Raw genomic sequence first — 12,773 nt, 5'->3', positions numbered from 1 at the left:
CGATCCGGGGGCGTGCCGTTCGTGTAGAGGGTGAAAGACCGGTACGACGCCCCAGGAGGCCGTCATGAAGTACTACCTGCTCAGTGTGATGCAACCGGTCGGAGAGCCGCCCGCCCCGGACGTCCTCGCCGAGATCGGGAAGAACCTCGACGCCCTGAACCAGGACCTGCGCGAGGCGGGGGCCTGGGTGTTCGCCGGGGGACTGCACGGACCGGAGTCCTCCACGGTGCTGCGGCCCCGCGACGGCGACGTCCTGGTCACCGACGGGCCGTACGCCGAGGGCAAGGAGATGCTCGGCGGCATCAGCCTCATCCAGGCGCCCGACCTGGACGCCGCCCTGGCGTGGGGCCGTCGGCTCGCCCTGGCCACCACGCTGCCCATCGAGGTGCGGCCGTTCGTCGGCGAGGCCGGGGAGCGATGACCGGACCGGACGTCGAGGTGGTCTTCCGCGCGGAGTACGGCCGTGCGGTCGCCGTCCTCGTCCGCCTCCTCGGCGACATCGACCTCGCCGAGGAGGCCGTCCAGGACGCCTTCACCACCGCGATGGAACGCTGGCCCCGCACCGGTGTGCCGCCGAGCCCGGCGGGCTGGATCGTCACCACCGCCCGCAACCGCGCGATCGACCGGCTGCGCCGCGAGGCGACCCGGGACGGGCGGCACGCGCAGGCGGCCCTGCTGCACGCCCCCGACGCACCGCCCGAGGAGGGCCCCGTGCGCGACGAACGTCTCCGCCTGATCTTCACCTGCTGTCACCCCGCCCTGGCGATGCCGGCCCGGGTCGCCCTCACCCTCCGTCTGCTCGGCGGGCTCAGCACCGCGCAGATCGCCCGGGCCTTCCTGGTGCCCGAACCGACCATGGCGCAGCGGCTGGTGCGGGCCAAGGCGAAGATCCGCGACGCCCGCATCCCCTACCGGGTGCCGCGCGCCGCCGACCTGCCCGACCGGCTCACGGCGGTGCTGGCCGTCGTCTACCTGATCTTCAACCAGGGCTGCGACGGGGAGCCCGCGCTGTGCGAGGAGGCCGTGCGCCTCGGCCGGCTGCTCGCGGACCTCATGCCGGACGAACCGGAGGCGACCGGGCTGCTGGCCCTGATGCTCCTCGTCGAGTCCCGACGCGCCGCCCGGCGGGACGAGAACGGCACGCTCGTCCCGCTCCCCGCACAGGACCGGAGCCGCTGGGACCACTCCCTCGTGGCGGAGGGGCAGGCGCTCGTCCGGCGGTGCCTGCGACTCGGCCGTCCGGGGCCGTACCAGATCCAGGCGGCGATCCAGGCCGTGCACAGCGACGCGCCGAACGCGACCCGCACCGACCGGGGTCAGATCCGGCAGCTCTACGACCAGCTCATGGCCGTCGCGCCCGGCCCCGTCGTGGCCCTGAACCGGGCGGTCGCGGTCGCCGAGACCGACGGACCGGGCCCCGCCCTCGCCCTGGTCGACGCCCTGGACCTCGACGGCTACCGCGTGTTCCACGCCGTCCGCGCCGATCTGCTGCGCCGCCTGGGCCGGACCACGGAGGCCGTACGCGCCTACGAGCGGGCCGTCGAGCTCTCCGAGAGCCCCGCCGAACGGGCCTACCTCACGCGCCGGTGCCGGGAGATCGCCCGGGAGCCCTGACCGCCTTTCCCTCCGGCCGAGTTGACTGGTCTACACCCTTGACTGGTACAGACCAAAGCGGTTGAGTGTGTCCCCACACCCCCCACCACGGCCGCCCCCACACCGTGGCCGACTTCGTCGGCGCGTGCGCACAAGGCCTTGATTTGTCATGCCCTTGTCCGGGTGCGGCCGTGCTCTCCGCAAAGGAGCTGATCACGTGCTGAAGCGCCGTCTGGCCGCACTCGTCTCCTCGCTGGCCCTGGGCAGCACCGCGCTGCTGCTCCAGCCCGCCCAGAGTGCCTCCGCCGCCGGATTCGTCGTCAGCGAGGCCCAGTTCAACCAGATGTTCCCGGGCCGGAACTCCTTCTACACCTACAGCGGCCTGGTCGCGGCGCTCAGCGCCTACCCCGGCTTCGCGAACTCGGGCAGCGACACGGTCAAGAAGCAGGAGGCGGCCGCCTTCCTCGCCAACGTCAACCACGAGACCGGCGGCCTCGTCCACATCGTCGAGCAGAACACCGCCAACTACCCGCACTACTGCGACTGGGGTCAGCCGTACGGCTGCCCGGCGGGCCAGGCCGCGTACTACGGACGCGGCCCGATCCAGCTGTCCTGGAACTTCAACTACAAGGCGGCCGGCGACGCCCTCGGCATCGACCTGCTCAACAACCCCTGGCGGGTGCAGAACGAGGCGGCCGTCGCCTGGAAGACCGGCCTGTGGTACTGGAACACCCAGACCGGCCCCGGCTCCATGACCCCCCACAACGCCATGGTCAACCAGGCCGGCTTCGGCCAGACCATCCGCTCCATCAACGGCAGCCTGGAATGCGACGGCAAGAACCCCGCCCAGGTCCAGAGCCGCGTCGACGCCTACCGGCGCTTCACCCAGATCCTCGGCGTCACCCCCGGCGGCAACCTCTACTGCTGACCGCCCTCCGGGTCCCGTGGCGTGTGCGACACTCCGCCGATGACGACGGAAACGATCACCGCGCACGCCTCGGGCACCTGGAACCTCGGCGACGACCTGCCCGTCAACCGCCTCGGCCTCGGCGCGATGCGGCTGACGGGCAGCGCCGCCTTCCATCACGGCGTCCCCAGCCGCAGGGAACGCTCCCTCGACGTCCTGCGCACCGCGGTCGGACTCGGCGTGAACCACATCGACACGGCCGCCTTCTACTTCTCCGCCCTGCGCTCCGCCAACGAACTCATCAACAGCGCGCTGGCGCCGTACCCCGACGACCTCGTCATCGCCACGAAGGTCGGCCCCCACCGCGACTACGACGGCGAGTGGGGCACCGCCGCCCGCCCCGACCAGCTGCGCGGCCACGTCGAGGAGAACCTCCGCCAACTCGGCCGCGACCACCTGGACCTCGTGTATCTGCGCCGGATGCGGCAGGACTCCATCGCCGAGCACTTCGGCGCCCTGGCCGAACTGCGCGAGGCCGGCCTCGTCCGCCACCTCGGCATCTCCTCCGTCCAGCCGCGCCACCTGGCCGAGGCACGCGCCATCGCGCCCGTGGTCGCCGTCCAGAACCGCTACGCCCTCGACCGCCCCGACCCGGACGCCGACGAACTGCTGCGCCTGTGCGCCGAGTCGGACATCGCGTTCGTGCCGTTCTACGCGGTGGCCGGGGAGGTGGGGGAGCGCGGCGCGACCGACGCGCACGACGAGGACGTCCGCGCCCTCGCCCGGGCGCACGGCGTCACCCCGGCCCAGATCCGCATCGCGTGGACCCTGAGCAGGGGCCCCCACGTCCTCGCCATCCCCGGCACCGGCAACCCCGACCATCTGCGGCAGAACGTGGCCGCGGGCGCGGTGCGCCTGACAGGGGAGGAGCTGGGGCGACTGAACGCGGTGCGAGAGCAAGGGAGTTGAGACTCGTGCCGCCCCCGCCCGGGAGAGGGGTGCTCCGGTGGTCCGTCGTCGGCGGGTGCGCCGCTTCCGGGCGTTCCCGCCTCTCTGCTCGGCGCCCGCTCCGGGCCCCTCGTCACACGCCCGTCGGCATGCCGTCCCCCAAGACTGGCGTCCCCCAAGTTTTACGTATAACCTCTCCCGCTAACCACCCGTCCCGGAAGGCCCCGATGCCGCACCTCGCCCTGGTCACCCTCGTCGTCGACGACTACGACGAGGCGATCCGCTTCTACACCGACGCCCTCGGTTTCCGGCTCGTCGAGGACGCGCCGCGGCCCGACGGCTCGCGCTGGGTCGTCGTGGCGCCGGTCGGCCCCGGTGCCGGCACCGGACTGCTCCTGGCCCGCGCCAAGGGTGACGGGCAGCGGGCGCGCGTCGGCGACCAGACCGGCGGACGGGTCGGCTTCTTCCTGCACACCGACGACTTCGCCCGCGACCACGCCCGGATGCTCGCGGCGGGCGTCACCTTCCTGGAGGAACCCCGGCACGAGCCCTACGGTTCCGTCGCCGTCTTCCAGGACCTGTACGGCAACCGCTGGGACCTGCTCCAGCCCGCCGGCTGACCCGCCCGTACCTCCGTCGTACCCCGCCCGACCCAGAGAGACCGCACCATGACCGCTACGCGCGTAGACGCCGCTGTGATCCGCCGCCTTCCCAAGGCCGTCCTGCACGACCACCTCGACGGCGGACTGCGCCCCGCCACCGTGGTGGAGCTCGCGGCGGAGATCGGGCACACCCTGCCCACCACCGATCCGGACGAGCTCGCCGCCTGGTACTTCGAGGCCGCGAACTCCGGCGACCTGGTCCGCTACATAGCGACCTTCGAGCACACCCTCGCCGTGATGCAGACCCGCGAGGGCCTGCTGCGGACCGCCGAGGAGTACGTCCTCGACCTCGCCGCCGACGGCGTCGTCTACGGCGAGGTCCGCTACGCCCCCGAGCTGAACACCCGGGGCGAGCTGACCATGGCCGAGGTCGTGGAGACCGTCCAGGAGGGCCTGGCCGCCGGTATGGCGAAGGCCGCCGCGGCCGGCACCCCGGTGCGGGTGGGCACGCTGCTGTGCGGCATGCGGATGTTCGACCGGGTGCGCGAGGCCGCCGACCTGGCCGTCGCCTTCCGGGACTCCGGCGTCGTCGGCTTCGACATCGCCGGGGCCGAGGACGGCTTCCCGGCCGCCGACCACCTCGACGCGTTCCAGCACCTGCGCCGCGAGAGCGTGCCCTTCACCATCCACGCCGGCGAGGCGCACGGCCTTCCGAGCATCCACCAGGCCGTGCAGGTGTGCGGCGCCCAGCGCATCGGCCACGGTGTGCGGATCACCGAGGACATCGTCGACGGCAAGCTCGGCCGGCTCGCCGGATGGGTGCGGGACCGCCGTGTCGCGCTGGAGATGTGCCCCACCTCCAACCTCCAGACCGGCGCGGCCACCTCGATCGCCGAGCACCCGATCACCGCGCTCAAGGACCTCGGCTTCCGGGTCACCCTCAACACCGACAACCGGCTCGTCTCCGGCACGACGATGACCCGCGAGATGACGCTCCTGGTCGAGGAGGCCGGCTGGACGGTCGATGACCTGCGCACGGTCACCGTGAACGCCGTCAAGAGCGCGTTCATCCCGTTCGACGAGCGCAAGGCCCTCCTGGAGGACGTCGTGCTCCCGGGCTACGCGCTCTGAAGGAGCCCGCGGACGTAGGCGGCCTGTCCGACGTGCTGGAGATCGTCGGACAGGACGCTGACCAGCCGGACGCCCAGGGTGACCGGCGGGTCCCAGTGCTCGTCGACGACGCGCTCCAGATCCTTGGCGGCCACCGTCCGCAGCACGCCCAGGGACTGCTCGTGCACGGCGTCGTAGTAACCGGTCAGCAGGTCGCCCGAGGACACCTGGACCTTGGCGACCTTCGCGGAGGTGTGTCCGTAGCCGGTGTCGTGGCGCGGCAGGTCGAGCGCGAACGTACGGTGCCAGTCCTGTGCCAGCCACACCTGTTCGAGCCCGAAGGCGTCGGCGATGTGATCGTCCTGGATCCGGGTGAGATGCCAGATCAGCCAGGCGATGGAATTGGCGTCGGGGGAGGGGCGGGCGCTCAGCCGGTCGGGGCCGAGGCCCTCGACGGCCGCGTGGACCTCTTCGCGGATACGGCCGTAGCCCTCGATGAGGATGTCCTTCGCATGCATGGGTCCACCATCGCGCATGTCCCCGTCAGGCGCCCTCGGTCTGGAGCAGTCCCATGAGCGCCCGCGCGGCCGGACTCGTGGCCTGCTCCGGCGGCAGCAGGGCGACCGTCTGGTACACGGTGTCGCCCGCGCCCTTCACCGGCAGGGCGGTCAGCGACGGGCGCTTGTGCCGGAAGTGACGTGGCACGACGGCGATCCCCAGGTTCTCGTCGACCAGGTCGAGCAGCCCGTGGACGTCGTTGACCTCCAGGGCGACCGTCCGGCGCACCCCGGCGGCGGCGAACACGGTGTCGGTGGCCCGGCGCGGACCCCAGTCCGGGTGGAAGTCGACGAACACCTCCCCGCCGAGGTCCTCGGGGGTGACGGCGGCGCCGGTCAGGGCGAGCGGATGGCTCGGATGGCACAGCACGGTCATGGGCTCGCTGGTCAGCGGCACGGTTCGCAGCTGGTCGGTCTCCTCCTGCGCGGTCCGTACGGCGAAGGCGAGGTCGAGGCGCCCGGCCGCGACCTCCTCCGCGAGCGCGCCGGAGCCCGCCTGCCGCAGGCAGATCTCCACGTCCGGGTGCTCCCGCCGGAAGGCCGCGAGCAGCCCCGCCACATGGACACCGGCGATGCACTGCTCGGAGCCGAGTGCCAGCATCCCGCGCAGCACACCTTGCACCGCGGCCACCGCCTCGTGCGCGGCCCGCACCTGGGCCAGGATGCGCTCGGCCTCGCACAGCAGGGCCCGCCCGGCCGGGGTGAGCGTCACCCGGCGGGTCGTCCGCACGAACAGCGGCGTCTGCAGCTCCCGCTCCAGGGCCCGGATGGAGGCCGAGAGGCCGGACTGGGACACCATGAGGCGTTCGGCCGCTCGGGTGAAATGCTGGTCCTCGGCGACCGCCACGAAGTGCTGGAGATGGCGCAGTTCCATGATTGAGCAGCCTAGCCGCTGAATCCCATCTGATTTACCTGTTGGACCACTGCCCGCAGGTCGCGACAGCATGGACGCCGACCGGAACGGCGGCTCACACCGGGGCCGCCTCCCCGTGTGCCCACCCCTCTGGAGTCGCGTTGTACACCGCACACCCCGACCGCTACGCGGACATGCCCTACCGGCGCACCGGACGCAGCGGCCTCAAACTCCCCGCGCTGTCGCTCGGCCTCTGGCACAACTTCGGGCCCGACCGCCCCGCCGAGACCCAGCGCGCCATCCTGCGCCGCGCCTTCGACCTGGGTGTCACCCACTTCGACCTCGCCAACAACTACGGCCCGCCGCCCGGCGCCGCCGAGTCGGCGTTCGGCGACGCCCTCGAGGCCGACCTCGCCCCCTACCGGGACGAGCTGATCATCTCGACCAAGGCCGGCTATCTGATGTGGCCCGGCCCGTACGGCGAGTGGGGCTCGCGCAAGTACCTGCTCTCCTCGCTCGACCAGAGCCTGAGCCGGATGGGCCTGGACTACGTCGACATCTTCTACTCGCACCGCCCCGACCCGGAGACTCCGCTGGAGGAGACGATGGGCGCCCTGCACTCGGCGGTGCAGCAGGGCAAGGCGCTGTACGTCGGCGTCTCGAACTACTCGGCCGAGCAGACCCGTGAGGCCGCCCGCATCCTGGGCGAGCTGGGCACCCCGCTCCTCATCCATCAGCCGCGCTACTCGATGCTCGACCGGCGCCCCGAGGACGAGGGCGTGCTGGAAGCGCTCGACGAGCTCCACGTCGGCTCGATCGTCTACTCCCCGCTGGAGCAGGGCCTGCTGACCGGCCGCTACCTCGACGGCATCCCCGAGGATTCGCGGGCGGCGAGCGACAGCCCGTTCCTGAACTCGGACGCCGTCACCGAGGACCTCGTCGGCCGGCTGCGTGCGCTGAACGAGATCGCCGCGTCCCGCGGGCAGACGCTGGCGCAGCTGGCCCTGGCCTGGGTGCTGCGCGGCGGCCGGGTGACGTCGGCGCTGGTCGGCGCGAGCAGTGCCCGCCAGATCGAGGACAGCGTCGCCGCGACGCGCAACCTCGACTTCGACGCCGAGGAGCTGGCCCGGATCGACGCGGCGATCAAGGGCTGACCCGCACGGGAGGGAGGCTCAGGCGCCGATCCGCTCGATGAGGCGGACGGTGACCGTGTCTCCCTCCTCCTTGCCGATGGCCTTGCGCACCCCGGCCTTGACGGGGAGCTTGTGGGTGCCGTCCCCGAGCGCCATGAACGAACTGCGGAACGGGTGCCCGTCGACGGTACCGCGGACCTTGACCAGTCCACGGGTGCCGAAGAACGCGGCGGACCGCGGCCAGACCACATAGGTCCAGCCCCCTTCGGCGGGGCTCTTGCGCAGGACGGCGGTGAACTCGGCGTCCAGGTCTGTGTGCGTGCTCATGGCGTCCTCCGGGGCGTGGCGGTCTCCTCGACCGGGGCGGTCCTCCCGCCTTCGCAGAGACAGACCGTCACGCCGTGCGGAAGTCATCGCCCGGGCCCCCGCCGGGGGGTGACCAGGTCTCCGTCTCGTTTCGGCCAGAAGCCGCCGTGAATATGCCAGGAGACTGGCCGGAAAGTCATGGTGACAGTGTTTCAGTAGTGAACATACTCGACAGCGAGGGTGCTTCACATGGGGCGACGGCGCGCTCACACACCGCTCACGGGCCGCACGGGAAAGCGAGGTCCGCCGACAGGCGACCACGGCACCACGGGGGAGGCTACGTGCACGACGAGTTCCTTTGCCATGTGACCGCGTACGGCGTCTGCGACGGGCGGCGGATCGGTGTACCGCTCGGGACCTACCGGGCCCCCACCCTCGCCCTGGCCCTTTGGTGGCTGCGCGACCGGGCGTCCTGGATGGCGGAGCGATTAGACCCGCGGCCGGAGTCCGAGCACATCCCTCCCGGTGCGCTCGTCCCGGTCGCCGACACCGTGCCCGACGTCCCCGCCGTACTGCGCTCCTGGTGCGGTGACCTGGACCGGCAGGAGCTGATCGCCGACGAGTTGGCGGCGGGCAGGCTGGTGCGGATCGCCGTGAGCGACGACACCACCGAGTACGAACTGCTCGCCGAGTCGGTGGACGCCCTCCGGATGCAGCGCACCGTCCCCGCCCTGATCGTGCCCGTCGGCTGACCTCTCGCCGACGTCCCCGGCCCGCGACGACCAGGCGCAGACCGGGACAGATCGATAGAATCCTGGCATGGCGGAGCGTTCGATCGCACCGACTGCGCCCGTACTGGTCCTGGAGACCGAGGCGGGCTCCACCGTGATGACCCCGGGCCGGGACTACCACGTGGGACGCGACCCACTCAGCGACGTCGTCATCGACGACGCCCGGGTCTCCTGGCACCACGCCGTGCTGCGCCCCGAGGACGGCCACTGGACCCTCGACGACGAGAACAGCACCAACGGCACCTACACCGACGGGCACCGCGTCGACCACCGCGACGTCGGCCCCGGCACCGTCATCCGCTTCGGCAACCCCGCCGACGGACCCCGGGCCGTCCTGCTCGACCGCCCCGCCCCGGCCGCCACGCCCGAGCGCCCCTCGGCCGTGTCCATGCCCAGCCGCACCGGCACCTTCCGGCAGCCCACCAACGTCCGGCCGCTGCCCACCCGGACCATCCGCGTCGGCCGCGCCGCCGACAACGACCTCGTCGTCGACGACCTGATCGTCTCCCGCCACCACGCCGAGCTGCGCGCCCTGCCCGACGGGACCTACGAGATCACCGACCTGGGCAGCCACAACGGCACCTATCTGAACGGCACTCCGGTCACCACCTCCCCCATCGCCGAGGGCGACATCGTCGGCATCGGCCACTCCGCGTTCTGCCTGGTCGGCGACCAGCTCCAGGAGTACGTCGACACCGGTGAGGTGTCCCTGGAGGTGCAGGACCTCGCCGTCGCCGTCGACCACGGCCGCAAGACCCTGCTCGACCACGTCTCCTTCCCGGTGGGGGAGAAGTGCCTGCTCGCCGTCGTCGGCCCGAGCGGCGCCGGCAAGTCCACCCTCCTCAACGCCCTCACCGGACAGCGCCCCGCCGACCACGGCACCGTCCTCTACGACGGCCGCGACCTCTACCACGACTACGCCGAGCTGCGGCAGCGCATCGGCCTCGTCCCGCAGGACGACATCCTGCACGGCCAGCTCACCGTCCGCAGCGCCCTGTCGTACGCCGCCGAACTCCGCTTCCCGCAGGACACCGCCAAGGCCGAACGCCGGGCCCGGGTCGACGAGGTCATCCACGAACTCGGCCTGGAGCAGCGCGCCGGGCAGCCCGTGCACAGCCTCTCCGGCGGCCAGCGCAAACGCGTCAGCGTCGCCCTGGAACTGCTGACCAAGCCGTCGCTGCTGTTCCTCGACGAGCCGACCTCCGGACTCGACCCCGGCATGGACCGCTCCGTGATGCACATGCTGCGCGGCCTCGCCGACGACGGCCGCACCGTCATCGTCGTCACCCACAGCGTGCTCAGCCTCGACGTCTGCGACCGGCTCCTCGTCCTCGCCCCCGGCGGACGCATCGCCTACTACGGACCGCCCGACGAGGCCCTGGACTACTTCGGGTTCGACCACTGGCCGGAGGCCTTCGAGGCGTTCGAACGCGACCGGGACCGGGACTGGGCCGGCGACTACCGCGTCTCCCCCCAGCACCGCCGGTACATCACCGACGCCACCGGGCAGCCCCGGCAGGACCGCGCCGACCCCGTCGTCATCACCCCGCCGCCCAGACCCCGCAGCCGCGGCGCCCAGCTGCGCACCCTGATCCGCCGCTACGCCGCCGCGCTCAGCGCCGACCGCACCTTCCTCATCATCATGATCGCCCTGCCGTTCGTGATGGGGGTCATGGCCCGCGCCCTCGCCGGCAGCAGACTGACCCAGGAGACGGCGATGAACGCGCTGCTCATCCTGTGCGTCGGCGGCGTCCTGACCGGCGCGGCGAACGCCGTGCGCGAACTCGTCAAGGAACGCGTCATCTACCAGCGGGAACGGGCCGTCGGCCTGTCCAGATCGGCGTACCTGATGTCCAAGGTGGTGGTCCTCGGGACGATCACCGTGCTCCAGGCCGTCGTCCTCACCCTGGTCGCCCTGCTCGGCGTCGACCTCAACGCGCCGCGTGGCGAAGGCGTGCTGCTGCCTCCCCTCGTGGAGATCATCATCGCCGTCGCCCTGCTCGCGTTCACCGCGATGATGCTCGGACTCGTCGTCTCCGCCCTGGTGCGCAAGGAGGAGGTGACGATGCCGCTGCTGGTGCTGCTCGCCATCGTCCAGGTCGTCTTCTGCGGCGCGCTGCTCCAACTGCACGGCGTGCCCGGTCTGGAACAGCTGTCCTGGCTGGTGCCCTCGCGCTGGGCGCTCGGCGCCATGGCCGGCACCGTCGAGCTGTCCCGGATCGTGCCGGGCGACCTCACCGGCGACCCGCTGTTCGAACATTCGGCGGGGATCTGGCTGTTCAACATCGGCATGCTGGTGGTGCTCTCGCTGATCTTCGGCTTCCTCGTCTCCCGGCTGCTGCGCCGGCGCGAACCCGTCGTGATGCGGAAGTAGGCGCCCGATGGCAACACCCGGCTTCCGCCCCACCCACGTCGTCCCCCGGCACGGCCTGTCCGCCTGGGAGACCCCGGACCCCGAACGGCCCACCGTGGCCCTCGACGCGCTGCTGCCGGTCCAGCTCGTCGAACGCCGCGGCGACTGGGGGCATGTGCTGTGCGCCAACGGCTGGTCCGCCTGGGTCGACGCCCGCTGTCTGGTCGCCGTGCCGCAGGACCCGCCCACCGCGGGCACCGGCCCGCTCGCCCGTACCGCCGATCCGCGCCCCCTGCTCGCCCGCGTCGAACGGGCGCTCGCCGGCTACCGCGCCGCCGTCGAGGAACTGGCCGCCGGCGGCCTGGACGGCGAGGGCTTCCACGCCCGCACCCACGGCGTCCGCGTCGGCATCGTCGTCGACGGCGAGTCCGTGTGGCTGTACGACACCGAGCACGAGCGGTGGGTGTACGCGGACGGCGCCAGGATGAGCACGTACGCCCCGGACGACACGCCCCACGCACGGGCCGAGCCCGGGCACGCCCCGACCCAGGTCGTGACGCCCGATGGCCCGTGAGACCAGCCTGTTCTCGGGACGGCCCTCCGAGCTGATCGGACGGCAGGTCGCCGGCTACCGCATCGAGCGCGAGATCGGCCGCGGCGGGATGGCCGTGGTCTACCGGGCCCGGGACCTGCGCCTGGAGCGCACCGTCGCACTGAAACTGCTGGCCCCCGAACTCGCCCGCAACGACACCTTCCGGCGCCGCTTCACCCATGAGTCCCGCGCGGCCGCCGCGATCGACCACCCGCACATCGTGCCGGTCTTCGAGGCGGGCGAGACGGACGGCGTGCTGTACATCGCCATGCGGTACGTCGCCGGCAGCGATCTGCGCCACCTGCTGGACCAGCAGGGGCCGTTGCCGCCCCCGACGGCCCTGCGGATCGCCGCCCAGGTGGCGTCCGCCCTCGACGCGGCCCACGAGAACGGCCTCGTCCACCGGGACGTCAAACCCGGCAACATCCTCGTGGCGCGCGGCACCGACAGCGACCACCCCGAGCACGCCTACCTCACCGACTTCGGGCTGACGAAGAAGTCGCTGTCCCTCACCGGCTTCACGACCGTGGGCCAGTTCGTCGGCACCCTCGACTACGTCGCCCCCGAGCAGATCTCCGGCAAGCCGGTGGACGCGCGCTGCGACGTCTACGGGTTCGCCGGCGTGGTCTACGAGTGCCTGGCCACGCGGCCGCCCTTCCAGCGCGACGACGACATGGCCCTGCTGTGGGCGCACCAGTACGACGAGCCGCCCCCGCTGACCGAGGCACGCCCCGACCTCGACCCGGCCGTGGACGCCGTGTTCGCCTCGGCGCTGGCCAAGAGCCCCGACGACCGCCAGGACTCCTGCCTCGCCTTCGTCGCCGAACTGCGCGCGGCGGTGGCCGGTGGCAGCCGGGCGGCCCACCCGCCGACCCGGGTGGACGTGGACGTCGCCCATCCACGCGAGACCCCGGCGCCGCAGCACCACCCCGGCCTCCGGGACGCCACCGGCGCCGGACGCCCGATGGCCCCGCCACCGGAGCCCCCGGCATGGGCACACCCCGTGTACCGCCGCTGAGCCGTACGGT

Annotated in this window: 14 protein-coding genes; 11 read left to right on the top strand and 3 right to left on the bottom strand. The window is 72.3% G+C overall.

The window, feature by feature from the left end; translation table 11 throughout:
- Positions 1–64: 64 nt before the first annotated feature.
- The 6 genes from DC008_RS02605 to DC008_RS02580 all read left to right on the top strand — a co-directional run bounded on the left by DC008_RS02605 (position 65) and on the right by DC008_RS02580 (position 5,181).
- Positions 65–421 (top strand): YciI family protein, encoded by a 357-nt coding sequence (locus DC008_RS02605; protein ID WP_108705510.1) that lies wholly within the window; start codon positions 65–67, stop codon positions 419–421.
- Entirely contained in the window at positions 418–1,614 is a 1,197-nt protein-coding gene (locus DC008_RS02600; protein WP_108705509.1) for an RNA polymerase sigma factor, read from the top strand. Before DC008_RS02605 ends, DC008_RS02600 begins: the two co-directional genes overlap by 4 nt.
- Positions 1,615–1,813: 199 nt before the next feature.
- A complete protein-coding gene (locus DC008_RS02595; protein WP_425276563.1) occupies positions 1,814–2,521 on the top strand; it encodes a chitinase in 708 nt (235 codons plus the stop codon).
- Positions 2,522–2,560: 39 nt separating this feature from the next.
- Positions 2,561–3,469, top strand: a complete 909-nt coding sequence (locus DC008_RS02590; RefSeq protein WP_164492251.1) for an aldo/keto reductase — start codon at positions 2,561–2,563, stop codon at positions 3,467–3,469.
- Positions 3,470–3,675: 206 nt separating this feature from the next.
- Entirely contained in the window at positions 3,676–4,068 is a 393-nt protein-coding gene (locus tag DC008_RS02585) for a VOC family protein (RefSeq protein ID WP_108705506.1), read from the top strand.
- Between the two features lie 48 nt (positions 4,069–4,116).
- Positions 4,117–5,181, top strand: coding sequence for an adenosine deaminase (locus DC008_RS02580; protein ID WP_108705505.1), 1,065 nt, complete (start codon positions 4,117–4,119; stop codon positions 5,179–5,181).
- Here the strand turns inward: DC008_RS02580 and DC008_RS02575 are convergent.
- Together DC008_RS02575 and DC008_RS02570 are read right to left on the bottom strand one after the other, a co-directional pair.
- Positions 5,169–5,678, bottom strand: coding sequence for a mycothiol transferase (locus DC008_RS02575; RefSeq protein WP_108705504.1), 510 nt, complete (start codon positions 5,676–5,678; stop codon positions 5,169–5,171). The genes DC008_RS02580 and DC008_RS02575 overlap by 13 nt on opposite strands.
- A gap of 25 nt (positions 5,679–5,703) precedes the next feature.
- Complete coding sequence (locus DC008_RS02570; RefSeq protein ID WP_108705503.1) at positions 5,704–6,591, bottom strand: LysR family transcriptional regulator; 888 nt, start codon at positions 6,589–6,591, stop codon at positions 5,704–5,706.
- 140 nt (positions 6,592–6,731) lie between these two features.
- On the opposite strand from DC008_RS02570, the gene mgrA reads away from it, so the two are divergent.
- On the top strand, positions 6,732–7,724 hold the full coding sequence (mgrA, locus tag DC008_RS02565; RefSeq protein WP_108705502.1) for an L-glyceraldehyde 3-phosphate reductase: 993 nt from the start codon (positions 6,732–6,734) through the stop codon (positions 7,722–7,724).
- 18 nt (positions 7,725–7,742) lie between these two features.
- On the opposite strand, the gene DC008_RS02560 is transcribed toward mgrA, so the two are convergent.
- The gene (locus tag DC008_RS02560; RefSeq protein ID WP_108705501.1) at positions 7,743–8,030 is read right to left on the bottom strand and encodes a DUF1905 domain-containing protein; all 288 of its coding nucleotides are present in this window, start codon (positions 8,028–8,030) and stop codon (positions 7,743–7,745) included.
- A 320-nt stretch (positions 8,031–8,350) separates the two neighbouring features.
- On the opposite strand from DC008_RS02560, the gene DC008_RS02555 reads away from it, so the two are divergent.
- The 4 genes from DC008_RS02555 to DC008_RS02540 all read left to right on the top strand — a co-directional run bounded on the left by DC008_RS02555 (position 8,351) and on the right by DC008_RS02540 (position 12,763).
- Positions 8,351–8,761, top strand: coding sequence for a hypothetical protein (locus DC008_RS02555; RefSeq protein ID WP_108705500.1), 411 nt, complete (start codon positions 8,351–8,353; stop codon positions 8,759–8,761).
- Positions 8,762–8,828: 67 nt separating this feature from the next.
- On the top strand, positions 8,829–11,174 hold the full coding sequence (locus DC008_RS02550) for an ABC transporter ATP-binding protein/permease (RefSeq protein ID WP_108705499.1): 2,346 nt from the start codon (positions 8,829–8,831) through the stop codon (positions 11,172–11,174).
- A gap of 7 nt (positions 11,175–11,181) precedes the next feature.
- Complete coding sequence (locus DC008_RS02545) at positions 11,182–11,727, top strand: hypothetical protein (protein ID WP_108705498.1); 546 nt, start codon at positions 11,182–11,184, stop codon at positions 11,725–11,727.
- Positions 11,717–12,763 carry a serine/threonine-protein kinase gene (locus DC008_RS02540; protein ID WP_108705497.1) on the top strand — a complete coding sequence of 349 codons (1,047 nt, stop codon included), beginning with the start codon at positions 11,717–11,719 and terminating at the stop codon, positions 12,761–12,763. Before DC008_RS02545 ends, DC008_RS02540 begins: the two co-directional genes overlap by 11 nt.
- Positions 12,764–12,773 lie beyond the last annotated feature (10 nt).

It is taken from the genome of Streptomyces nigra (assembly GCF_003074055.1).
Classification (GTDB): Bacteria; Actinomycetota; Actinomycetes; order Streptomycetales; family Streptomycetaceae; genus Streptomyces; species Streptomyces nigra.
The sequence above is the reverse complement of the archived record's forward strand: the minus strand, read 5'-3'. Positions and strand labels throughout refer to the sequence as shown.